The sequence below is a fragment of the Halomonas sp. AOP7-E1-9 genome (assembly GCF_052376035.1).
Lineage (GTDB): Bacteria > Pseudomonadota > Gammaproteobacteria > Pseudomonadales > Halomonadaceae > Vreelandella > Vreelandella citrativorans.
This window is the reverse complement of sequence record NZ_JBQSVC010000008.1, coordinates 56814-80623: the sequence shown is the minus strand read 5'-3', so window position 1 is coordinate 80623 and position 23810 is coordinate 56814. Positions and strand designations below refer to the sequence as shown.

The 23810-nt window shown below is 56.7% G+C and carries 21 protein-coding genes, 1 tRNA gene and 1 pseudogene; 18 read left to right on the top strand and 5 right to left on the bottom strand.

What is annotated here, in order from left to right:
• Positions 1-53 precede the first annotated feature (53 nt).
• From ACT3R4_RS06915 to ACT3R4_RS06900, 4 genes and pseudogenes are all read left to right on the top strand, one after another.
• Positions 54-419: a hypothetical protein gene (locus ACT3R4_RS06915; RefSeq protein WP_441678160.1), complete on the top strand. Its 366-nt coding sequence runs from the start codon at positions 54-56 to the stop codon at positions 417-419.
• A 44-nt stretch (positions 420-463) separates the two neighbouring features.
• Positions 464-2158 (top strand): VRR-NUC domain-containing protein, encoded by a 1695-nt coding sequence (locus ACT3R4_RS06910; RefSeq protein WP_441678162.1) that lies wholly within the window; start codon positions 464-466, stop codon positions 2156-2158.
• Positions 2155-4442 (top strand): annotated as a pseudogene (locus ACT3R4_RS06905) (helicase C-terminal domain-containing protein). Before ACT3R4_RS06910 ends, ACT3R4_RS06905 begins: the two are co-directional and overlap by 4 nt.
• A gap of 31 nt (positions 4443-4473) precedes the next feature.
• Entirely contained in the window at positions 4474-5253 is a 780-nt protein-coding gene (locus tag ACT3R4_RS06900) for a TSUP family transporter (protein WP_441678164.1), read from the top strand.
• Between the two features lie 47 nt (positions 5254-5300).
• Here ACT3R4_RS06900 and ACT3R4_RS06895 read toward each other — a convergent pair whose 3' ends face one another.
• Complete coding sequence (locus ACT3R4_RS06895; protein WP_442353123.1) at positions 5301-6440, bottom strand: MFS transporter; 1140 nt, start codon at positions 6438-6440, stop codon at positions 5301-5303.
• 346 nt (positions 6441-6786) lie between these two features.
• Between ACT3R4_RS06895 and ACT3R4_RS06890 the strand changes: the two genes are divergently transcribed.
• Positions 6787-7452 (top strand): hypothetical protein, encoded by a 666-nt coding sequence (locus ACT3R4_RS06890; protein WP_441678166.1) that lies wholly within the window; start codon positions 6787-6789, stop codon positions 7450-7452.
• A gap of 77 nt (positions 7453-7529) precedes the next feature.
• Here ACT3R4_RS06890 and ACT3R4_RS06885 read toward each other — a convergent pair.
• Together ACT3R4_RS06885 and ispB are read right to left on the bottom strand one after the other, a co-directional pair.
• Positions 7530-7606 (bottom strand) — tRNA-Pro (locus ACT3R4_RS06885).
• Positions 7607-7692: 86 nt separating this feature from the next.
• Positions 7693-8697: an octaprenyl diphosphate synthase gene (ispB, locus tag ACT3R4_RS06880; protein WP_441678167.1), complete on the bottom strand. Its 1005-nt coding sequence runs from the start codon at positions 8695-8697 to the stop codon at positions 7693-7695.
• A 307-nt stretch (positions 8698-9004) separates the two neighbouring features.
• On the opposite strand from ispB, the gene rplU reads away from it, so the two are divergent.
• The 4 genes from rplU (at position 9005) to proB (ending at position 12191) form a co-directional block, all read left to right on the top strand.
• On the top strand, positions 9005-9316 hold the full coding sequence (gene rplU, locus ACT3R4_RS06875; RefSeq protein WP_087108812.1) for a 50S ribosomal protein L21: 312 nt from the start codon (positions 9005-9007) through the stop codon (positions 9314-9316).
• A 31-nt stretch (positions 9317-9347) separates the two neighbouring features.
• Entirely contained in the window at positions 9348-9605 is a 258-nt protein-coding gene (gene rpmA / locus ACT3R4_RS06870) for a 50S ribosomal protein L27 (protein ID WP_018917617.1), read from the top strand.
• 140 nt (positions 9606-9745) lie between these two features.
• Positions 9746-10939, top strand: coding sequence for an Obg family GTPase CgtA (gene cgtA, locus ACT3R4_RS06865; RefSeq protein WP_441678169.1), 1194 nt, complete (start codon positions 9746-9748; stop codon positions 10937-10939).
• Positions 10940-11051: 112 nt separating this feature from the next.
• On the top strand, positions 11052-12191 hold the full coding sequence (gene proB, locus ACT3R4_RS06860) for a glutamate 5-kinase (protein WP_441678171.1): 1140 nt from the start codon (positions 11052-11054) through the stop codon (positions 12189-12191).
• Between the two features lie 89 nt (positions 12192-12280).
• Here the strand turns inward: proB and ACT3R4_RS06855 are convergent, their stop codons facing one another.
• Together ACT3R4_RS06855 and ACT3R4_RS06850 are read right to left on the bottom strand one after the other, a co-directional pair.
• On the bottom strand, positions 12281-13237 hold the full coding sequence (locus ACT3R4_RS06855) for a DUF1853 family protein (protein WP_441678237.1): 957 nt from the start codon (positions 13235-13237) through the stop codon (positions 12281-12283).
• A gap of 171 nt (positions 13238-13408) precedes the next feature.
• The gene (locus ACT3R4_RS06850; protein ID WP_087108803.1) at positions 13409-13885 is read right to left on the bottom strand and encodes a PepSY domain-containing protein; all 477 of its coding nucleotides are present in this window, start codon (positions 13883-13885) and stop codon (positions 13409-13411) included.
• A 228-nt stretch (positions 13886-14113) separates the two neighbouring features.
• Here ACT3R4_RS06850 and ACT3R4_RS06845 point away from each other — a divergent pair, with 228 nt between their 5' ends.
• From ACT3R4_RS06845 to ACT3R4_RS06805, 9 genes are all read left to right on the top strand, one after another.
• Positions 14114-14434, top strand: coding sequence for a PepSY domain-containing protein (locus ACT3R4_RS06845; protein ID WP_441678238.1), 321 nt, complete (start codon positions 14114-14116; stop codon positions 14432-14434).
• A complete protein-coding gene (locus tag ACT3R4_RS06840) occupies positions 14431-15105 on the top strand; it encodes a response regulator transcription factor (RefSeq protein WP_441678173.1) in 675 nt (224 codons plus the stop codon). Before ACT3R4_RS06845 ends, ACT3R4_RS06840 begins: the two co-directional genes overlap by 4 nt.
• Positions 15102-16469, top strand: coding sequence for a sensor histidine kinase (locus tag ACT3R4_RS06835; protein ID WP_441678175.1), 1368 nt, complete (start codon positions 15102-15104; stop codon positions 16467-16469). The genes ACT3R4_RS06840 and ACT3R4_RS06835 overlap by 4 nt, the downstream gene beginning before the upstream one ends.
• Before the next feature lie 15 nt (positions 16470-16484).
• A complete protein-coding gene (locus ACT3R4_RS06830; protein WP_441678177.1) occupies positions 16485-18407 on the top strand; it encodes an alkaline phosphatase D family protein in 1923 nt (640 codons plus the stop codon).
• A 240-nt stretch (positions 18408-18647) separates the two neighbouring features.
• The gene (locus ACT3R4_RS06825) at positions 18648-18944 is read left to right on the top strand and encodes a YtcA family lipoprotein (protein WP_441678179.1); all 297 of its coding nucleotides are present in this window, start codon (positions 18648-18650) and stop codon (positions 18942-18944) included.
• 3 nt (positions 18945-18947) lie between these two features.
• Complete coding sequence (gene mdtN, locus ACT3R4_RS06820) at positions 18948-19997, top strand: multidrug transporter subunit MdtN (protein WP_441678180.1); 1050 nt, start codon at positions 18948-18950, stop codon at positions 19995-19997.
• Entirely contained in the window at positions 19987-21891 is a 1905-nt protein-coding gene (locus tag ACT3R4_RS06815) for an FUSC family protein (RefSeq protein WP_441678182.1), read from the top strand. The genes mdtN and ACT3R4_RS06815 overlap by 11 nt, the downstream gene beginning before the upstream one ends.
• Positions 21875-23410, top strand: coding sequence for a TolC family protein (locus ACT3R4_RS06810; protein WP_441678183.1), 1536 nt, complete (start codon positions 21875-21877; stop codon positions 23408-23410). The genes ACT3R4_RS06815 and ACT3R4_RS06810 overlap by 17 nt, the downstream gene beginning before the upstream one ends.
• A gap of 161 nt (positions 23411-23571) precedes the next feature.
• Positions 23572-23766 carry an EAL domain-containing protein gene (locus ACT3R4_RS06805; RefSeq protein ID WP_253927011.1) on the top strand — a complete coding sequence of 65 codons (195 nt, stop codon included), beginning with the start codon at positions 23572-23574 and terminating at the stop codon, positions 23764-23766.
• Positions 23767-23810: the final 44 nt, after the last annotated feature.

The following is a 23810-nucleotide window of genomic DNA, read 5'->3' as shown; positions in this document are numbered from 1 at the left end:
TGGCCTTTATTAGGGCAGGCTAACGCCCCCACTAACGGGCAGGGAGCGCAGGCGTGGCAGTTTACGGCGGTATTCAGGGGCATGAATTGGAGCGTTGGCTTAATGCGTTAACCAACGCGGCCTACGACCGGCGCTGCCCGCTTTCCAAGGTACATGGCGGCAATGCCCGTGCGCGCACCGCCCGGCAGGACCTGCTTTACTTGGCCCACGGCTTTCGCGGTGGCGAGCAGAGCCGTGACGTAGTCGCCGACGGCCTGGGTCGTTGGTGTCAGCACTATCTCACCGAAGCCGAATGGTACGTACTGGTAGGTGATAGTGCGAAGCCCCGCACCACCCGCCAAGCCCCCGTGGCTTCCAGCGCTTCCCATGATGAAGTGGATGACGCACTTGAGGTATTAATGCAGCACCGCGTGGGCTGAAATAGCCCATGACGCGGGGCAAATCGCGCTGATACAATGGATGCATGAACAGTGCTTCTGCCACTTCCGTTACTGCTTCGCTCGACGATCCCTTCTACTACCTGACGAACTTTCGCTTCGTGCTGGGGTGGGTGGGTGAGCGCCACGCTGACCTTCTAGATACCGACGAACTCACCTTTATAAGCCGCTTTGATACGCTGCCGCGCTCTTCCCAGGCGTTGCTTACCCGTATGGTAATGCGCAAGGGCGAGCTGTTCCGGCTTTACAAACTCAACTACCCGGAAATAGGCGACACGGCAGATGCCCTCGCACCTTTGGCCTCGCTTGGTTGGGTGGATACTGCCCCGGCGCTGAGTGTGAATGAGCTGTTTCATCAACTGCGCTTGGCCGAGCTGCGCTCAGCCTTGGCAACGCCTATACGCGATGCGGGGCTTCCCGCGTCTGCTGGCAAAGCGGTACTCCAGGCCACGCTAACGCTCCAGCTCACTGAGATAAAACCGTTAACTGAGTGGTGGCCAAAAGCGTCGGACAGCATCGTGCGTCTTAACGTAATGGACGTGTGCGACCGGTTACGGCTGATGTTCTTTGGCAACCTTCGCCAGGACTGGGCCGAGTTCGTGCTAACGGAGCTGGGGCTTCAGCGGTTTGAAAAGGTACCGTTCACCGCCGCCTCGCGTGCCTTCCAGAAACGCGAAGAAGTGAATGCTTACTTCGACTTGCATAGGCTTAGGCAGCGCCTTGAAGAGGGCGAGCCACTTGAACATCTACAGCATGAGCTACCGCCCAAACCCGCTAACGCCTGGTTAGCGACTCGACACGCTCGCGTGGTGTTGCAGATGGGCCGCGAAGCGGAGCGCAGTGGCCAAACCGAGCAGGCCATTTTACTTTATGCACAAGCGGATAGCAGCGAAGCCCGCGTTCGCCAGCTGCGCGTATTGGAGCGGTTGGGTAGGTATCAGGAGGCATTTGAGCTGGCAATGGATGCCCAGCGACTTACGCCCAATGAAACCGAAGCTCAGGCACTCGCACGGTTGCTGCCTCGGCTGCGTAAAAAGTTGAAAATGGAGGCGCAGCCGCCGGTGCATGAGCCTGCCTACACGCGCTGGGAGTTAACGCTTCCCGGCCCTCAGCCGGTAGAGCGCGCCGTTGGGCAGCATGTCGGCACGCCTGAAGCGCCGGTGTACTATGCGGAAAACATGCTAATCACCGGCTTGTTTGGCCTGCTCTGTTGGCCCGCTATCTTTGCTCCTCTGCCCGGGGCGTTTTTTCATCCGTTTCATAGCGGGCCTGCGGATCTTTATCGTGAAGATTTCGTCGCCCGGCGGCGTGGTTTATTTGATGAGTGCCTGGCACAGCTAGAGGATGGCAGCTACCAGCAGACGATTCACACAACCAGGCAGCAAAAACACGGCCTGGCGTCCCCCTTTGTGCACTGGCCATTGCTGGATGAAACGCTTTTAGCGCTGGCGCTTGAGTGCCTGCCTGCCGCCCACTTGAAAGCCTGTTTTGAACGGCTTTTACAAGACCTTAAAGCTAACCGGGCAGGGTTGCCCGACTTGATCCAGTTTTTACCCAACGCACCGAAGAATGAACCCCGCTATCGGCTTATTGAAGTGAAAGGCCCTGGTGACCGGCTTCAGGATAACCAGCGCCGCTGGCTGGCATTTTTTCATCAGCATCGTATTCCGGTTGCAGTATGTTACGTGCAGTGGCTGGCTGACTCGCTAGGTACGTTATGAGTAGCGCTGCGGAGTATCGGATAGCCGTTCGCGCACTGTGTGATTTTACCGCCCGCGAGGGTGACCTGGATCACCGCTTTACCCCGTCACCCAGCGCCTGGTCGCCAGCCGCCGAGGCGATGACTATATTGCCGAAATGCCGCTTTCCGGTACCTACAAAAGCCTGGCCGTCACCGGACGCGCCGATGGGTATGATCCTGCCGAAAACCGTTTGGAGGAGGTCAAGACCTACCGCGGCAGCCTTGAGCGCATGGCCGACAACCAGCGCGCGCTGCACTGGGCGCAGGTGAAAATTTATGGCGCCCTGTTATGTAAAGCGCGCGAGTTGGAGGAGATCACGCTCACGCTGGTGTATCTGGATATCGCCACTGAAAAAGAGACCTTGCTTAGCCAAAAAGTGCGTGCAGACGAGCTTGAGACGTTCTTTACCACTCAGTGCGAGCGCTTTATTGCCTGGGCCGAACAGGAAGCGGTGCATCGTGAAGCCCGCGATGCAGCGTTAAACGACCTTCAATTTCCTCATACTACGTTTCGCCCCGGCCAGCGCGAGCTAGCCGAAGATGTTTACAAGGCCGCCAGTACCGGGCGCTGCCTGCTGGCCCAGGCGCCTACCGGGATCGGCAAAACGTTGGGTACGCTGTTCCCCATGCTCACCGCCATGCCTCGCCAGCGCCTTGATCGGATCGCTTTCCTGACCATGAAAACGCCCGGGCGCCGCCTGGCGCTGGACGCCCTGGCTCAGCTTCGCCCTTCTGGACAATCCGCCGAACATTCTGATAACAGCGCGCCGCGTGTGCTGGAACTCATTGCCCGTGAAAAAGCCTGCGAGTACCCCGGAACCGCCTGCCATGGTGATGCCTGCCCGTTAGCGGCGGGCTTCTATGACCGCCTGCTCGCTGCACGCCAGGCCGCCGTGGCTGAAAGCGGGTGGGACCGCGAAACATTGCGCAAGTTAGCGCTTACTCACAGTGTTTGCCCTTATTACCTGGGCCAGGAACTGGCGCGCTGGGCCGATGTGATTGTGGGCGACGTTAACCACTGGTTTGATCGCCATGCGCTGCTCCATGGCCTGGCACAAGCTAATGATTGGCGAGTGGGATTATTGGTGGATGAAGCGCACAACCTGGTCGAGCGGGCACGTGGCATGTATAGCGCCGAGCTTGACCAGCAGCGCTTTAACCGCGTTAAGCGCAGTGCCCCCAAAGCGCTGAGCCGCTCATTGGCAAGCCTAGGTCGGCAGTGGCAGGCCGTGGTGAAAGACGTCGCCGAAAGTAAGTCGGATGAGGCTGAGCGGGAAGGCTATCACCTGCTTGAGTCGCTACCCGATAAACTGGTGGGCGCCCTTCAGAACGCTGCCGCCTCGATCACCACCCACCTGGGCGAGCACCTCGAAGATATCTCTTATGAGCTGCAGGAGCTGCTGTTTGAGGCGCTGGCATTTTGCCGCCTGGCGGAGAATTTCGGCGATCACTCGCTGTGTGATCTCACATTAAAAGGCCGAGGGAAGGCGCTGATGGGGCTGCGTAATCTGATACCGGCGGATTTTTTAGCGCCACGCTTCAAGGCCGCGCATAGCACCGTGCTGTTCTCCGCCACCCTAACGCCTGCCCATTATTACCGTGACCTGCTGGGCCTGCCAGAGAACACGGTATGGCGCGAAGTGTGCTCGCCCTTTGTGGCCCGCCAGCTTGAAGTGCGCATTCGCCAGGATATCTCGACCCGCTTTCGCGACCGGGAGGCGTCGCTTGCGCCGATGGTGGCCGAAATGGCCCAGCAGTACGAGCAGGCGCCGGGCCACTATCTGGCATTTTTTAGCAGTTTCACCTACCTCAATGCCGCGCTTAAGCGGTTTTGTGAACAGTACCCTGACATCCCTGCATTTGCCCAAACGCCGGGCATGCGTGAAGCCGAGCGCGAAGCGTTCTTGCAGCGTTTTACGCTGGGTGGGCAGGGCATCGGCTTTGCGGTACTGGGCGGCGCCTTTGCTGAAGGCATCGACCTGCCCGGCGATCGACTGATTGGGGCGTTTATTGCAACGCTGGGCTTACCGCCCTTTAACGCCTTCAACGAAGCGCTTAAAGCGCGCCTCACGGCACGGTTTGGCCAGGGCGATGACTACACCTACCGCATTCCGGGGATGATCAAGGTAGTACAAGCCGCCGGACGAGTGATCCGCAGCCCCTTTGATGAGGGGGTTGTGGTATTAATGGATGATCGTTTTGCTCACACCCGCGTGCAGGCGCTATTACCCAGCTGGTGGGCGGTAGGCGGGTCATCGTTTTGATAACCAACGTGATAACCAGGGACGCAAGTGAATGGCGGATTTGTTGTGGTATCAGTATGCGTTAATCGGGCTGATTTTTGCCTGGAGCGGTTTTGTTAGAACCAGCCTGGGGTTTGGCGGTGCGGTGTTGGCGTTGCCGTTTCTACTCTTGGTGGTTAACGATCCACTACTTTTCTTGCCGATTATCGCCATTCATCTACTGATCTTCTCCAGCTGGATCGCCTGGCAGGGTAACCGCCAAATAAAGCGAGAGAGTGGCAACGCGCCGGCACAGAGCAATATTGATTGGGCCTATTTACGCAAGGCCCTGAAAATCATGATCATTCCCAAGCTGGTTGGCGTGGTGGGCCTGTTAACGCTGCCTGCCACTATCATGACCAGCATCATTTTCGGCATCGTGCTGGTCTACGCTATTGGCTATGTGCTCAATAAGCCGTTTCAAAGCAACAACAGGTACGTCGACTATGTGCTGCTGGCCTTGGGCGGCTATGTCAGCGGTACGTCGCTGATTGGTGCGCCGCTGATTGTGGCGGTGTTTGCCTCACATGTCGCCAAGGAGCAGCTGCGCGATACCATGTTCGTGCTGTGGTTCATTCTGGTCGTGATCAAGATGATCTCGTTTGTATTTGCCGGTGTGGACCTACAGCTGATCCATCAACTATGGCTATTGCCCTGCGCGTATGCCGGGCACCTGGTGGGTGAGCGAGCGCACCGCTATATCATCAAAGCCGATACAGGCGTGTTTTTCCGGGTGCTGGGAGCGGTATTGATCTTTGTCAGCATCATAGGGTTGGTATTTTCGCCTTCTTGATTCTCGCCTTCTTGATGATCGGCTTGACATGAAAACGTTGCTACCGCTTAAAGCGTGCTGTCAGCGCGTAGCAGCGTCCTGCCCAGGATAACCAGTATCACCGCCAACACGCAGCAGAGCACGGCCATGCCGGTATAAACATTGCGCAGTGACTCAAGCCAGGTAACCGCAGGGGCGACCGCAATGGGCGAGATAAACTGACCAAGAAAGAAGGTAGCGGTAAAGCCACCAAACACGCGGCCACGCACTCGCTGTGGCGTAATTCGCATTAGCCAGGCCGTGGTGTTGGGCATAAAAGCGCCCAGGCCAAGTCCCGAAATGGCCGCGCCGACAATCGCCATGGCATAACTCTGCGTAAGGCCCACCACCATAAAGCCCAGCGCGGCCAGTACAAAGCCCGCTATATAGATCGTCATGACCGACAAAAAGGGTTTGTAGTAGCCATAGCAGAACGACACGATGCTGGCGGTAAAGGCAGCGGTCGAGAGCGCAATGCCGATGGCTAAACCGCTGACCTCACCCTGCTCTGAAAGCAAAAAAGGCAGCTGCGCCGGGAACATATAAAACATCATCATGCTCAGCATGCCCGCCAAATAGGCAATCCCGGTGCGCATATAGTCGACCTTGACCGGCGCGTTGACGCTGCCTGTCTGCGCATTGCTCTGGAGCTTAGGCGCCTTGAGCATCGTCCAGGCATAAGGCAGTAGAAACACCCCGGTTAGGTAAAGCAGGAAAGGCCCCCGCCAGCTCCAGTCGGAGAGTAGCCCACCCAGATTAATAAACACCACGCCACCGAGCGCCATGCAGCTACTTTGCAGACCCAAAAAACGCACTCGCTCGGGGCCATCAAAATAGTCGCCAACTAACGTAGTACTAATACTTAAAATACCGGCCACGGCGATGCCCATCAGCGCCCGTGATGCTAACAACAGGTTCACGCTATCAATCAAGAAGCCCGCCCCACCCGCCAGGCCATAAATGGACAGCATCATCAGGAGTAGCGGCTTGCGCCCAAACCGGTCGGCCAGATAGCCCATCAGTGGGCTGAACAGCGTAATCATCAGCGCAGGAAGCGTCAGGATCAGTTGAATCAACACCTGCGGATGATCCGAAAAATGGCGGCTAATACCCGGCAAAGCAGGCGCAATAATCGCGCCCGACATCACCGTCATGGTGCTGGCAAACAGCAGAACGGCTTTGGTATGGGTTAAATGGTTGATGGTGAGCTTCCCTAGATGAACATCGAGATGGCAAAGGCACTGATGATAGCACTGCCGTTAGCAAGCTACTATTTTGGTGCTAGTGTATCGACAGCGACACTGTGCCAGTAGATTGACCCAGCTGGCTGTTTTGGCAAAGCCGGAAGAGTGAGGGGCTGGTTGATCGTTAAACACGTATGTTGATGAAGTAATAAGAGACGTTCAGCTATGTCTAAGTTGACATAATCCGCCCTGGGGACGAAGCTTTTCATATCTAATAACAAAGGTTATTAGACGAACTTCATATGAAAACTAACATTAAGGGAATAAAGGGTTGATAACTAATAGATACTCAAGGGTTTTAGCAGTTTTCTGTTTAGTGCTGTTGTCTGGTTGTGCTATCAACCGTAGCGAAATAGCGTTGCCGCTGCCTGAGGCAAATTCAAACCAATATGCGAGTACAGAGCAGACCATAGTAATAGGAGAGGTTATTGATCGGCGAGTTTTCGAAGAGTCACCGATTAATCCGAGCACTCCTTCTCTTGGAAAAGGCGGGGCAAGTAAAGCATCCGACCAGACCAAAGCAAGAGCGATTGGTCGAAAAAAGAATAAATACGGTTATGCGATAGGAGACGTTTTGTTGGAAAATGGACAAACCGTTGATAGCGTGGTGCGTAGCAATTTGGCTCTTGCTCTGAACGAATCCGGTTGCAGTGTGCTTCCTCAGTCAGCAGTTGCTGCAGCTAATAGTCCGGTCATAGATGTTTATATCGATGAGTTTTGGGGGTGGCTCACTCCAGGATTGGAAACTACCTTGAACACTCGGATCTCCACAACCCTTGAGCTACGATCTAGTGAAACGCAAGAAAGTATTCTTGTCCGCACTCGCCAGATTCGCCCGTTTGCTACCAACGCGGCTTGGATAGAGCTGTTTGAAAAAGCGCTGAATGACTATAGAAACGAGGTTGTCAGCGTCGCGCCTGACCTGCTCGAAGAATAGGCTAGCGGAAGGGAAGTGTAGATTAAAAAAACGGCCACTTGCTGTAATAGCTAAGTGGCTGTTTTTAATAGTGTTCTTGGTCGGAATAGCAGGATTCGAACCTACGACCTCTGCCTCCCGAAGGCAGCGCTCTACCAAGCTGAGCTATATTCCGAAGGTTGTGAGCGGTGCTCAACAACGGGGCGTATCTTACACAAAGGGACGCTTTTTATCAAGCATCAGCACCCCTGTTGTGCGAATTTATGCTTGCCTGTCAACGGCCAAGCGGGCGAGTTGCGCCATGCTATCGCGATATGGGCTGGGTGAAAGTAACTCTAATTGCGCCAGTGCCTTATCGGCCATTTCATTGGCGCGTTTACGGGTGTACTCAAGCGCGCCCGTAGCGTGAACAATGGCGAGTACGTCATCCAACTGCTCAAGGCCGCCTTTGCGGATCACCTGGCGAATTAGCTTGGCCTGCTCAGGCGTGCCCTGCTCCATGGCGTGAATCAGCGGCAGGGTGGGCTTGCCTTCGGCCAGGTCATCGCCGACATTTTTACCCATGGCGTCGGCATCGCCCTGGTAATCCAACAGGTCATCAATCAACTGGAAGGCAAGGCCCAGGTAACGGCCATATAACTGTAGCGCCTGGGCTTGCTTTGGTGTGGCATCAGCAAGTACGGCACCGCTGTGGCTGGCAGCTTCAAACAGCATGGCGGTTTTACCTTGAATGGTTTCAAAGTAGTCCGCTTCAGAGACGCTAGGGTTGCCAATGTTGGTCAGTTGTAGCACTTCGCCTTCGGCGATGGTGCGGGTGGCGCTGGAGAGAATCGCCATGATCTGCATCGACCCAACATCAACCATGAGCTGAAATGAGCGCGAATAGAGGAAGTCGCCGACTAACACCGATGGCGCGTTACCCCAGGCATCGTTGGCGGTTTTTTTGCCGCGGCGCATGTGAGACTCATCCACCACATCGTCATGCAGAAGTGTGGATGTGTGCATGAACTCGATCAGCGTGGCCAGGGTAATGTGCTTGTCGCCCTGGTAGCCCAGTGAACGAGCTGCCAGCAGTACCAGCATGGGCCGCAAACGCTTGCCGCCGCTTTCAATAATGTATTGGCTAATGGTCTCGACGAGCGGGACTTTCGAGGTGAGCTGCTCAACAATCGTCCGGTTGACGGCTTCAAAGTCATCTGCCACCACGGCGTGCAGCGGTGAGGGCGTAGGGCTGGCAGTCGGGGTTGGGGAGACGTTGGCGGTCATGGGTTCCGTTCATCGCGGCAGGTGGAGGGGTACGCCCCTGAATTGAGGTCATGCTATGGGGCTACCGGGAAAGCGTCAAGGCGCGTGCAGGGTATCCATTCGACGTGCGACAATAATCATCAATTGACAACGGCCTGTCGTCTTGTGGTAGAAGGCGATTGTCGTTATAATCCGCGACCCACTCATCATGCTCCCTGTCAGATGGCTCCAAAAGGGGCGCCACTCGCAGCAGGTCAATAAGAGCGTCAGGCGATGAGCGCTGGTTATGCAACGCATAACGGCATTACCGACAAGTCCGGAGAGCGACATGTACGCAATTATCAAAAGCGGTGGCAAGCAGTACCGCGTTCAAGAAGGTCAGACCCTTAAACTCGAGAAAATCGAAGTCGCTACCGGCGAAACGATTGAGTTTGATGAAGTGCTGCTGGTTGCAGACGGCGACGACGTAAACATTGGTGCCCCGCTGTTGAGTGGCGCCAAGGTTTCCGCTGAAATCGTTTCCCACGGCCGCGGTGACAAGGTGACGATCATTAAATTCCGTCGCCGTAAGCACAGCATGAAGCGTCAGGGCCACCGTCAGTGGTTCACTGAAGTCAAAATTACCGGAATTTCCGCGTAAGCGGTTCATTCCCTGAAAGGAGAATTTTGCAATGGCACATAAAAAGGCAGCCGGCTCCACGCGTAACGGTCGCGATTCCGAATCCAAACGCCTCGGTGTTAAGCTTTTCGGTGGCCAAGCAGCGAACGCAGGTAGCATCATCGTTCGTCAGCGCGGCACGCGTTTCCACGCGGGTACTGGCGTTGGTCTAGGTCGTGATCACACTTTGTTCGCACTGAACGAAGGCTTTGTGAAGTTTGAGACCAAAGGCCCGAAAAACCGCAAATTCGTTAGCATCGTTTCTGAATAAGCAACTCTGGTTGCGTAGAACGTAGTTAATGAAAAAAAGCCCCGCTATGGCGGGGCTTTTTTGTCTGTTTAAACCCTCTTGCCCAATGAATGGAGGCAGGAGCGTTGCATATAGGGCGGCGGAAGCGGCCGGGAGAAACTATGCAGTTCGTCGATGAAGCCTCGATTATTGTTGAGGCGGGAAATGGCGGCAATGGCTGTCTGAGCTTTCGCCGCGAAAAATATGTGCCCAAGGGTGGCCCCGATGGTGGTGACGGTGGGCACGGCGGCAGCGTTTACCTGATTGGTGACGATGCGCTCAATACGCTGGTCGACTTCAAGTTTCAGCGTTTTTACAAGGCTGAGAACGGCCAGGGCGGCATGGGCCGCCAGATGAGCGGTAAAGCCGGTGAAGACCTGCACGTTAAGGTGCCGGTAGGCACCACCGTTGTGGATGTTGATACACTGGAAGTCATCGCGGATATTACCGAAATTGGCCAGGTGGTACTGGTCGCGGAAGGTGGTCGACGTGGTTTGGGTAACATCCACTTCAAGTCGTCCACTAACCGTGCACCGCGGCGCACCACGCCAGGTACCGAAGGTGACCGTCGCAATTTGCGTCTGGAAATGAAGGTGATGGCGGATGTTGGCCTGTTGGGCATGCCCAATGCTGGCAAATCCACCCTGATTCGCTCGGTATCGGCGGCCAAACCTAAAGTCGCCAACTACCCGTTTACCACACTGGTGCCTAACCTGGGGGTGGTGAAGCTGGGGATGCACGAGCACTTTGTGATGGCGGACGTGCCGGGGTTGATCGAAGGTGCCTCTGATGGTGCGGGCCTGGGGCAGCGCTTTCTTAAGCACCTGACCCGCACGCGACTGCTGTTTCATGTGGTCGATATAGCGCCCTTTGATGAGTCTGACCCAGTGGAAGCCGCTCAAGCGATTGTGCATGAGCTTGGTCAGTTCTCTCCGGCGCTTTCCGAGCGCCCGCGCTGGCTGGTGTTGAACAAGTTTGACCTGCTGCCGGAAGAGGAGCGCGAAGAGCGCGCCCAGGCGATCATTGATGCGCTTGGCTGGGAAGGCCCGGTGTTCCGTATCTCGGCGATTAGCAGTGAAGGCACGGACAAGCTGGTTCAGGCCGCGTACCGCTGGCTGACCGAGCAGCGTCGCCTTGAGAACGAAGACGAAGAGGCGCTGGCCCGCGAGCAGGAGATGCGCCGCCGCATGGAAGATGAGTCGGTCGCTCGTATCGAAGAGCGTCTGGGGCGTCGCCGCAAGCGGCCTGCTGAAGAAGCCGACGACGATGACTTCGATGACGATGATTACGACGTTGAGGTTGAGTACGCACCTTAACGGCCGAAACCGGCAGGCTTGCTCAGCCTGCCAGTAATGGCCGACGTTGAATATTGTTGTCGAATATCATTGCTGAATAGCGTTAACAATGTGCCTGATAAGGTAGAGACGGATGGAGAGTCATGAGCAGGGGATGGGCCGCGAAGCGCTAAGCTGTGCGCGCCGCGTGGTAGTGAAAATCGGCAGCGCACTGCTGACCAACGACGGCCGTGGCCTGGATGAAGCCGCTATTGGCGGCTGGGTTGACCAGATTGCCGAGCTTCATCAACAGGGTGTTGAAGTGGTGCTGGTCTCCTCCGGCGCCGTGGCAGCAGGTATGGTGCGGTTAGGCTGGCAAGCACGCCCGAGTGCGGTGCATGAGCTGCAGGCCGCCGCCGCCGTGGGCCAGAACGGCCTTACTCAGTGCTATGAGCAACATTTTGCTCGCCACGAAATGCTCACTGCGCAGATTCTGCTTACTCATGACGACCTTTCCAACCGCAAACGCTACCTCAATGCGTTATCGGCCCTGCGCACGCTGGTGGAGATGCGCGTGGTGCCGGTCATCAACGAAAACGATACGGTGGTGACTGACGAAATACGCTTTGGCGATAACGATACGCTGGGTGCGTTGGTAGCCAACCTGCTGGAAGCGGACGCGTTACTGCTGCTGACCGACCAGGAAGGCCTGTTCGATGCCGACCCACGCTATAACCCCAATGCTCAGATGATCGCCGAAGGGCGCGCAGATGACCCGCGCTTGGCAGTGGTGGCGGGCAGCGGCGGGGCGCTGGGGCGGGGAGGCATGAGTACCAAGGTACGTGCTGCCAAGCTTGCCGCGCGTTCAGGCGCCGTTACAGTGATTGCCAGTGGTCGCCAGCCAGATGTCATTACCCGGCTTATGAGTGGTGAAGCGTTGGGAACGCTACTGCATCCGGAGCAGGCACCGATGGCGGCGCGTAAGCGCTGGCTGGCGGGGCAACTTCAAGTGCGTGGCACGCTGACGCTGGATGCCGGGGCGGTAAAAGTCCTGCGCGAAAAAGGCTCCAGCCTGTTGCCGGTAGGGGTGCGGGGTGTCAAAGGCACGTTCAAGCGGGGCGATATGGTGGTGTGTGTCGATGAGCAGGGCACGCCGGTTGCTAAAGGGCTGGTCAATTACGGCGTGGATGAAGCGCATCAGTTGGCGGGTCAGCCGAGTCACCAAATTGAGGCTATTTTGGGCTACGTAGAAGCCCATGAACTGATTCACCGCGATAACCTGGTCGTGATCTAGCGCCTGGTTTTTGCCCGGGTATTGGTTGAAATAGAACATCATCAAAACGCCGTTTGCTGTGATCAGTAAGCGGCTTTTTTATGTGTGCGCTACTTTGCCTTGGGGGCGATGGGCACTTGGCGGGGCCAGTCGTTGGGCACAATAAATACCCGCTCAATGCGCTGCTGGTGGGGCAGGTAGAGCATTATTTGCTGGGGCCCGTACTGTTCGATGAGTCGCTCAATGCCTGGTATCACGGCGGCCACTGGTTGAAAATCTTCCGTTCTGGGCGGCGCTAGCCAGTGCGGTTTTCGTAACCAGACTATGCGTAACGACGCACCCAGGCTATCGCGCAGCGCAGGCCAGTCACGCAAAAAACACCACCTGCCGCGGTGATGGTCCGGCGTAGCATGTTGGGGGGAAGGCAGCGCCGTATGCCACGGGTAAAACAAGACGCCCGGCATGGCGAGGCGATGAGTAAGAAGCTCTCCTACCGTGGACGAGCAGGTGGCGATGTCGCGGGGTGTTAGCCAGTGAGCCAGCGTGGCCAGTGCCCCGGGCGTTATGGAGCGCGGCAACTGGTGCTGGCATAAATGAGCGCATTTTAGCGCCAGGCTATCCAGCCCACCAGGACCGATCCAGCGGCTTGGGCTGTCGGCCGGGCCGGGGCCTTCAGGCAGGCCCAAATAAAACTTGATCGCCACTTCCAGATGCACGGGCGCCGGGTTATCGCGGGTGCGGTAAAGCATATCCAGCTCGCCAAGCGTTGTACGCTTTTTAAAGATGCGCACATTTTTGGCGAGTAGCCGCGTATTAGGCGCGTTATCCAGCAGGAGATGCCACAGCCGCTCGTGGTAGTGCCCCATGCGGCCTGTCTGTTGGCGGTTAACACCTGCGAGTAGCGGCGTTATTTGCTGTAGCCAGTCAGCAGTGCCTGTGGCCAGGCCCAATTCCTGACACGTCGGGCGGCCACCGTTTGGCATGGGCGGCGGGAGCGTGACCAGGTCGGGCGCTGTTATCAACCACGCCAAATCATGCGCTATTTGGGCCACCCCCGGCGCTATCATCTCTTCGCTTTTCTCAGCACAATGCCTTCTTACTTCCACGTTATCAGTTCCACGATGTTCTCCCCTTGGCATCACTGTCGCTAGGTAGTGGTAAAAACACAAGCGGGCCCCGTAGGGCCCGCACCGTGTGGTAACACTTAGCCAGTGATAGGGTGCTACCGCTAGCAGCCATTAATCACGGTCAATTTCAGTAATCTCGTAAGAGCCTTGACGCAGGCTTATTTCCAGCTCGCGGCCATTCTCATCCCGGCCTTCGATATCAATAACGCCGCCCTTATCGATGTCGATATCCTCAAACTCGCTCATGCCCTCTTTTCGTGCCACTTCCAGCGCCTGGCGTACGTCCTCTTCGCTCATTCCCCACGCACCGGTAATTAAGCGTTTACGCTCTTCTTTCAGGGTTTCGCCGTTATCCAGAGAAAATTCAACGTCGGCGTACCACTCATCATCCAGCCAGCCTTCTACCTCGGCGCGTCCACGGCTTTTAATGCTGATCTCTTCATAATGGGTGAATCCATAATCGACGGCAGGTACCAGCACCTCGTCAACCCGATCCATGGACAGCGCGTCTGCTTGAGCGCTGCCTGCTGCCGCGGTGAGTAGCAGAGCAGAGGCGGGTATCAACAGCATTTTTTGCATGACGTTCATATCAAATTCCTTCTTTGCTTAATGAATGGCATTGCCCGATGAATGTGGTCTGATACAGATCACTCAGCGAATGCGACAGAGGATTTATAGCACTGCGGTTATTTCCCCAAGCTGAACAATCCATTCATCTAGCGTTCATGTTGCTTCTGGCATTCTAGTCTAATGAAGTCACTCCGCCATCGATTCACGCACCGACTCTTTTACTGCTTCCTCTCCTCTGCCAAGTGGATGGGTGGGGCGCTGCTGGTTGCCATATTGATAGGCAGCGCTGTAGGTGACCAGCACTGGGAAACACTGCACAGTGAAGTGCGCCGTGGGGAGGTGGTGCCCTTGGAAACCATTTTAGACTGGCTGGAAGCGAACTATCTGGGAGACGTGCTGGAAGTGGAGGTAGAGCGCGAGCAGGGTCTGGTAGAGTATGAAATCAAGCTGCTGGGCCCACAAGGTCAAGTGGTTGAGTTTGAATTTGATGGTCACAATGGTCAGTTAATGAAAATAGAGGGTGTGCGTATCAATGAGATGCGCCGCCCACAAGGTATGACGCCATGAAGTGTTTGCTGGTAGAGGATGATCAGGCGATTGCCCGCGAGCTGAGCCAAGCGCTGCGTGACGGTGACTGGGTCGTTGAGCATGCCGACAATGGCCAGGAGGCCGACTTTCTGGTACGTACCGAAACCTACGATACGGTAATACTTGATGTAGGTTTGCCCGACGGCGACGGCACGCGTTGGCTGGCTGCCTGGCGTGAAGACGGCATTGATCTGCCTGTGCTGATTCTGACCGCTCGAGAGCGTTGGGCCGATAAAGCGGCGGGCTTTACCGCAGGTGCCGATGACTACGTTACCAAGCCTTTCGAGCCGGGTGAGGTGTTGTTTCGGCTACGGGCACTGGTGCGGCGTACCCACGGCCATGCTCATCCGGTACTCAAAGTGGGCGAGCTTAGTCTCGATACCCATACCCAGCACGTTGCCTTGGCAGGCCGCCCGGTAAGTTTGACTGCCCAAGAGACACGCTTGCTTGGCTACCTGATGCACGCCGCGCCTCGGGTTGTCAGTCGAAGCGAGCTTTCTGAACACGTTTACGACCGCGACCATGAGCCCGACTCAAACGTGATTGATGTGCAGATCAGCCGACTACGTCGCAAGCTGGGGGCCTGGCGGTTTGCCACCCTGCGTGGGCAGGGTTACCGGCTCTTGGCCGAAGTGCCCGGCGGCGAATGAGCAAGGTAACGCCCACTTGGCGAACGCGCTGGGCAGGCCGCTCGATTAGCCTTCGCTTGCTGCTGGCCGTTTTAGTCATGATCGGAGTGGCCTTGCCGATCGCTGGAATGCTGCTCTCGCATCATTACCGAAACGCGGCGACCGAGTCGTTTGATGAACGCCTTGAAGCAACGCTGAACGTGATTATTGCGGGCGTTTCCGTTGACCCGCTAAGTGAGCAGTTGCGCTATGACCGCGCTCTTGGGGACCCACTTTTTGACCAGGTCTTCTCGGGCTGGTACTGGCAAATTACCGATCAACAAACGCACACGATCACCTCGCGCTCGCTGTGGGATCAACGCCTGCCGGTCACCGATAATGAAGAGGTGAGCGCGCGCTCGTTGCCCGGCCCACGTGGGCAATCACTGCGTATCGTCGAGCGAGATATTTACCTGGCCCCTTTAGAAGCCCCTTTGCATATTAGCGTAGCGGCCCGCGATGATGAGCTGAAGTCCGATATACGCGAGTTCCAGCGCTTGCTCTGGCTGGGCCTGGTCAGTCTTGGAGTATTGCTGTTAGGCGTGCTGGGCCTACAGGTGCGCTGGGGGCTTGCGCCGCTGCGGCGTATGCAGGCCAACTTAAAAGACGTTGAGCAAGGGCGCGCAGCAGCGATGACAACAGACCTGCCTAATGAGCTTGCTACGCTTGCGGCTTCCATGAACGCCGTACTGGCCCGCGACCAGCGCTTGATTGAGCGTGGCCGTCATACAGCAGGTAATTTGGCCCATGCCCTGAAAACCCCCTTAAGCGTTATGCGCTTGCTGGTCCACCAGCTGCCAGACGCGCATCGCGCCGCCTGGGAAGCCGAGTTAACCCGAATGGACAGTGCCGTTCGCCATCACCTGGCACGGGCCTCTGCCGCAGGTGACGGTGGCCGCTTTGCGCCGATTTCGCTGCACGATACGCTATCGCCACTGCTCAGCGGGCTGGGTCGGCTGGCTCAGCGTCGCACGCTTACCCTGCATCAAATCTGGGAAAATCACCCGCGTGTGCACTTGGATGCCCAAGATATTCAGGAGCTTATCGGCAACGTACTGGATAATGCGCTGCGCTGGGCAAACCATGAAGTGACGTTTAGGGTGTGGGTTGTCGACCAGACACTTTGGTTGAGCATCAGTGATGATGGCCCAGGGATGACACAGCAAGAGAGCCAGGAGGCACTTGAGCGCGGCAAGCGATTGGATGAACAGCGCTCCCAAAGTGGCTTGGGTCTTGCCATCGTAGCGGACCTGGTCACGCTCTATCATGGCCAAATGCGCCTTCAGCGCGCAGAGGCTGGGGGGCTTGAGGTCACTGTTGAACTGCCGGTGGTGGCGCATGGCTAAGGGAGAACAAATGCAATGACAATGGATGATGCGTTGCCGGATGTATTGGTCGGCCCGCTATTGCGCCGCATTAGCCCCACACGCCTGGTGTTGTGGTTAGTGGCAACGCGCCCGCTTGATATGTCGCTGGTGCTTTTCCCGGGCGGCAGCGATGAGCAGCGCTTTCACTTAAATGATCATCACCAGTGCCTGACTATCGGTCGGCACGCGTTTATTCACTTGATTGACCTGCGCTTGCCGCACGCGCTACCCACTGATGAACGCATCGAATACGATCTGCGACTTCAAGCGGCGACGGGGGAGTGGCAGGCGCTGCCCGAGTGGGCGCCTTGGCTGTGCCATGAAGGCGCTGCTTATCCTGCCTTTGTCATTGCCTCACGCCATCACCGGTTAATGCACGGTTCGTGCCGTAAGCCTCACCATGCGAGCGCCGATGGGTTAGTGCGCGGCGACAGCTGGCTGGCGGACAAGCAGCAAGCGCCGAAAGAGTGGCCAGCATGGTTATTAATGACCGGCGACCAAGTGTATGTGGATGATGTTGCAGGCCCCATGCTGCGTGCGGTGCATGCACTTATTGAACGCTTAGGGCTAGTCGATGAGCGGCTGGAGGGCGCCACGGTGGAGGATAGCCAGGCGCTTTATGCCTCGCCTGATAGCTATTACCAGCGTGAGTCGCTGCTGCCTGATGTCACCAGCAACGTGGCGCTGCGCGAGCGATTTTTCGGCGGCGTTAAAAAGCCGGTGTTTACCTCGGCGAACGCCTCCAATCATCTAATGACACTGGCGGAAATGCTCGCCATGTACTGTTTAGTGTGGTCGCCGGTTGCTTGGCAAATGATTGCCCCAGCGATGCCTGCCCTTAACGATAAAGCAGCCCAGCGTTATCGCCAGGAGCAGGCGGCTTTGGATGATTTTGTGGTCGGGTTACCGCAGTGCGCTCGGTTAATGGCGCATTTGCCCAGCTTGATGATCTTTGACGACCACGATGTTACCGACGACTGGAACCTGACCGCCGATTGGGAGCGCTGTGCGTATGGTCATCCGTTCTCAAAGCGCATTATTGGCAATGCGCTGGTGGCCTATTTGCTCTGCCAGGGGTGGGGCAATGCACCGGATAAGCTTAACCCGCTGGTCGAACAGGCGGCCGAATTGTTCCGTGAGCCAGGGCTGCCGCTTTCGTGCGCCAGGCAGGATGCATTGATCGAACGGCTACTGCGTTTTCAAGGGTGGGAGTTTCAGGTGCCCGGTACGCCTGCGCTGATTGTTTTGGATACCCGCACCCGCCGCTGGCGTAGCGAGCGTAGCCCCCAACAGCCGTCCGGCTTAATGGATTGGGAGGCGCTGATGGAAATGCAGCAGGCGCTATTGGGTTGCAAAAGCGCTGTCATCGTCTCGCCAGCCCCCATGTTTGGGGTAAAGCTGATTGAAGGCGTTCAGAAGATGTTCACTTGGGCGGGCAAGCCGCTGGTGGTGGATGCCGAGAACTGGATGGCCCACCGTGGCGCCGCCAATACATTGCTGCAAATCTGGCGTCATTCCAAAACGCCGGGCAATTACGTGATTCTCTCTGGCGATGTGCACTACTCGTTTGCTTACGACATTATTGTGCGTCGCCAAAAGCGTGCGCCACATTTATGGCAGGTGACCTCCAGCGGCATCAAGAACACTTTCCCCGTGCAGTTGCTAAATACTTTTGATCGGCTTAACCGATGGCTTTACGCGCCCTGGTCGCCGCTTAACTGGTTTACCAAACGTCGCAAGCTGAGTATCCACCCGCGTGACCCCAGCGGGGCAAGCGCGGGCGAGCGGCTTTGGAACGCCAGCGGTATAGGCCTTGTAACGCTGGATATTGAGGGCCGCCCGGTGGATATTCGCCAGTTGGACGCCAACGGCAATGACGTTGTCTTTCCCCCGCCCGCTGACCTTCCCTTTATCTGATGACATGTATCTGACGTCAGTGCATGGCAAACAACAGGGCTGTTCGCTGGAATAGCGTGTAGCGCGGGCGGCGGCATAGACAGCCGCGAACCGCGCATGCCATAGTAAGCATGCTTAGGGGATGGCATGCACCAGGTGCATCGCCTCATCAAGATCGAACAAAAGTAAAAGGCCCTGTTGGGCACTATTTTGATAGGGGCAGATTTGATAGGGGCAGACTGCAATGAATAGGAGGCTCTGGTGCTGAGAGCAGGCGCTGCCAGGAAAGAACGGCTGCTGAAAAGAACCTTTCTGGCGATCCTTTTGTTGATGGCAGCCACTCCGGCCTTGGCAGCCGCTCCGGCTGTCGGCATGTTTGGTAGCTTCTTTCCTTACTGGCTAATCTCGCTGTTTATCGGTGTGGTGGTAACGATTTTTATCCGTGTCATTTTCGTGGTGACGAAGCTTGATGACATCATTCCGTGGCGTGTCCTGGTATATCTGTCGCTGACGCTGGCCATGACGCTGTTATCTTCTCATCTTTTTTTTGGACGCTGAATCATGAAAGGTCATGCTTCCAAGCGGGTAGCATCCATTGTCGGAGCCGTGATCGCCATTGCCATCATTGCGGGCGCTGCTGTTCTGGCTTACCACAGCTACGAGAATGCGCGCGCCAATCCGCTGTCAGATGATGCCACTCTGAGGGCCGATATTGTCCACATTGCTCCGTCGGTCGCAGGCCGCATCGTGGCCTTGCATGTTGAGGAAAACGACTTTGTCCGCAAGGGCGATCTTTTGCTGGAAATTGATGACACAGCCTATCGGCTGGCCCTGAAACAGACACAGGCCGACCTGGCCATGGCAACGGCGGCCAGTGGTGATCAGTCTCGAACTATCCGCGCGGAGCAGGCCAATGCAGAAATTGCCGAGGCCCAAATTAATCGAGCCACAACAAACCTGGCGCTGGCGAACCAGACCCTTGACCGTCTGCTGCCGATGGAGTCCAAGGGGTATGTTTCTCAGCAGCAGATCCACGACGCGCGTACTGTTAAACGCAATGCCGAAATCAGCTTGCAGGAAGCGATTCAGCAGCGTCAGGCTGCTGAGGCGCTGGTGGGTAATGATGAAGCAACCCTGGCGTTGATTGAAGCGCGCCGGGCCGCTCAGGACATTGCCCAGCATGAGCTGGACGGCACTCGGGTCTATGCGCCTGCCGACGGTCGGGTTGTCGGAGTGACCGTTTCTGTGGGTGACTACGCGCTGCCTGCCCAGTCCCAGTTCAATCTGGTCAAGACGGACACCTGGTATGCTTCGGCCAACTTCACCGAAACCATGCTGGGTAATATCGCTGTCGGTGACTGCGCCACGGTATACGCGCTGGCTAACCGCGACCGTGCCATTAAAGGCACGGTGGTGGGAATAGGCTGGGGCGTGGCCTCGAAAGACCTGATCGACCTGCCGTTATCGCTGCCGATTGTGCCGAAATCTCTTGATTGGGTGAGAGTTCAGCAGCGCTTTCCCGTCCGCATTCGGCTGGATGACCCGCCAGCAGAATTGATGCGTGTCGGCGCATCGGCGGTGGCAACGGTTCACCACCACGATGGCTGCTGAATCTCCGTGGGGGAAAATCGCCCGCCAGGCGTGGGCGGATATCCAGCCCTTTCCCGGAAGGATGGGCCTGACCTGGCGCGTGGCGCTACTGTGTGCTCTGGTGTCTGCAACGGCCATGCTGCTGAAAATACCTGAGGCCGCGATTAGCTGCTATCTGATCATTTTTCTGTCCAAGCAGGATGCCGTCAAGAACTGCATTATGGCTTTGGGCGTCATTTTGATGGCGTCTACCGTGGTGGTGCTGATGATTCCGATCATCAACGTTAGCATCGACAGCCCTGCCATGCGGCTGGCAGTTATGTTTTTCGCCTCGTATATCTTCCTGTTTCTCAGTTCAGCGACCCCGCTGGGCGAGCAGGCGGCCATTGTTGGCTTGGTGATCGCCTTTATCATGACGCTGGTGACCATGGTGCCGGTTGGTGAGGTCGCTGACAAAGGCTTGCTGATGGCATGGAAAATGGCCTGCATGCCGATGTTTTTGATGATCCTTTTTAACCTGCTGTTCGGCACCCCTTCGCAAACACTAGTGCGTAACCGGATTGTCGAAAGACTGCGCTGTGCGGCAGACCGCATCGAGATACAGCAAGCATCCACAGCTTTTAACACCCTGGTGAGTGAAGGTAATGATGACTCGTTGCAGCAAATGCAGCTCGTCAAGTTACTGCACCTGATATCGACGGCACGCTCTCGCTGGCTCAGCGGAGCCACTGAGACAAGTTATCGCATCCTGATTATCGCGGAGGCCCTGCCTGAAAGCCTGAGTCGTGCAGCAAGGAGTGACCTGGCGGTTGAGTTACGCCAAGCGGCGGATGCTATCGCCAATGATACGTGCCCAGTGCTACAGGTGGCGCCGGAGGCGACAGAAACCGGCTTACAGCCGCTTTATATCGCCTTACAGGGTTTGTCACAGCCGGATGGAGGCGCTGCACAGCCACCGCGTCCGAGAAAAATACCTTTGCTGGCTGCCGATGCGTTTTCTAACCCGATACATCAGCGCTATGCGCTAAAGACATCCGCCGCGGCAGTGCTCTGCTATTTGATTTATACCGGCATGCAGTGGGATGGCATTCATACGGCGATGATCACCTGTTATGTGGCCGCGCTCGGCACTACGGGGGAAACACTGCGCAAACTGACGTTGCGGATCGTCGGTTGTCTGATTGGCGCAGCGATGGGGATCTTTTCGTTAGCCTTTATCATGCCGCACCTAAGCTCCGTCGGTGGCCTGATGGGGCTGGTGTTCTTTGGCGTGCTGATCGGTGCTTGGGTGTCATCAGGTACTGAGCGGATCTATTATGCCGGCGTGCAGATCGCCTTGGCTTTCTTGCTGACCACCCTCAACGGGTTCGGCCCCAGCTTTGATATCTCCCAGGCCAGCAACCGTATCTACGGAATTTTGCTGGGTATTTTTGTCATCTATGTGATCTTCACCCAGTTCTGGCCACGCAGTGTCATCAATCAAGTGGCACGGCAGCTCAACGATGCGTTGGATGCCTTGAGCGATCTCAGTACGCTTTCCAGGCAGGATCAACAGTTGCGCACCCAGGCGGCATCTACTGCATATTTTGCACTGGGCCAGGCCGAAGAGCTGCTCGATATGGTGCCTTTCGAGCCGTCGCGTCTGCGTGCCAGTGCTGATGAGCTGAAGCGCGTGGAGAGAATTGTTGAAGAACTCAATGACCTCACCGGCCAGCTTTACATGGCAGAACAGGATGACGGCACTATCAAAGAGCGCCTGCAGCGACTCAAGTCACAGCTGGTCACTGAGCTTGAAAACCGACGTAACAGGGCGTCTTCGACTTACGAGGGCTCTCCCCTCGACGACGGCGCGTATAGTGATATAGAACGGCAACTCACTCGGATAGAGCGGATTGTGCATGTTGAGAAAAGCTAGCGTGTTCAGATTAGCCAAGCTCAGAACCTGTATTGCTCTGGGCGTTGTTCTTGGCACTATAGGGGGCCTGCAGGGCTGTGCAACGGATGCGCTGAAGAATACTTCCGCCTCCCCCAGCACACCCTGGGTGCCTCAAGGTCAGTCCGTGCTACCTGGCGATTTTTCCGTGTCAGGTTCAGCTGATATCGGCTTGCTGCCAGACCCGGTGTCACAGGATCTACAGTCGGACAAGGTGTATCAGTTACCCGAACTGATAGACTTTGCGCAACGCCATAACCCGTCAACCCGAATTGCCTGGGAGCAGGCGCGCCAGCTGGCGCTGGCCTCTGGAATGGTGGAAGCCACGTTTCTGCCGATCCTGACCGCCAATGTGTTTGCTGGCAGACAGCAAACCAGCATTCCTTATCGCGGGTTGCTGGATGGTGACACTCACCATGTCGATACCACCGTCAGCGGTGTGGCGCCAAACCTTGCTTTGCAGTGGCTAGTGTTTGATTTTGGCCGGCGCGAAGCGCTCAGCGATGCCGCCCGGCACAATGCCTATGCGGCCAACGTCAACTTCAATGGTGCCCACCAGGCGGTGATCTACAACGTGACGCGTAGCTATTACCAGTACGGTGCTGCCAAGGACAGGCTGGCGATTGCTGAGGAGGTGCTGGTCAACAACCGCCTGCTGCAGGATGCTGCTGAGTCCCGCTACGCCAATGGCACCGGCACCAGCATCGCTGTTGCTCAAGCCCGCCAGCTTGTCGCCCAATCCAACCTGCGGATGGTGCAGGCACAGAGTATGCTGCGCGATCAGTATCAGGAGTTGTTGAGTGCTCTCGGTGCTTCGCCGACGACACAGGTCGAGGTGGCCAGCGCATCGAATCGCCCGCTACCGGGTATTGACGAGTTGGCATCGGTGGATTCTGCGATTGAGGCGGCACTCAGCAAGCGGCCGGATGTGCTGGCCAGCTATGCTGAGCTGCAAGCTGCCAAAGCGACAGAGCGTGCCGCCGATGCCGACTTCATGCCCCGGGTATTTGTTGCCGCCGCCACGGGAACCAACAAGAAAAATCTGAGCATTGGTCATTTGCCCAGTATTGGCAACCAGACCACAGGCACCGGGGTGTTCCTGGGGGTGACAATGCCTATCTATGATGGCGGCCTTCTTGCCGCCAAACGCCAGCAGGCAGTCTCTGTCACGGCTTCAGCCGAAGCGGCATTCGAGAAAATTCGCAACACGGCGATGCGCGAGATGGTCGTTGCTGCTGATGCACTGCGCTCCTCACTGGCAGCTTTTGACGCCGCTGATGCGTTGACCGAAGCGGCAGCGGTGACTTACGACGCGGCCTTTGATGCTTATCGCAACGGGGTAGGCACTATCACTGAGGCTACTGCGGCGGAGTCCGGCCTTCTGGATGCAAGGCTGGCACGCTCCGAGGCACATGCGGCAAGCTTGATTGCAGCATCGACGCTTGCGTTCACGCTTGGCGCCATGACCTCAAGCACGTCCCCTTTAGAGGCTATTCCCTGACGTTCGTCCGCCCACTACCCTGCACACGTAAGCTATTTTAGCGCGCTAACTGTCACGTCAGTGTCATAAAAAAGTCGCACGCTTGCTAACTAGACAGTCCTCGTAAAAAGCCTTTGCAAACTGCCTCTAACACCGTCTCTAATACAAGAGGCATTCAGCCGTTGACCGCCCAGGAAGCTCAATGGCTTAACCGTGTTATTGAATCAGAAGATCTGCACGTGTTGTTTCAACCCATCGCGGATGCCAGCCAGCACTCTATTTACGGCTATGAAGGTCTGATACGTGGGCCTAAAACACCGCCGCTGCGCTTGTTTGATGTGGCCATGCAGGCAGGGCTATTGGTAGAGCTGCATTAAGTGTTTTGAAACCGTCATCAAGTGGTCACTTAAGTGTCGCGGTG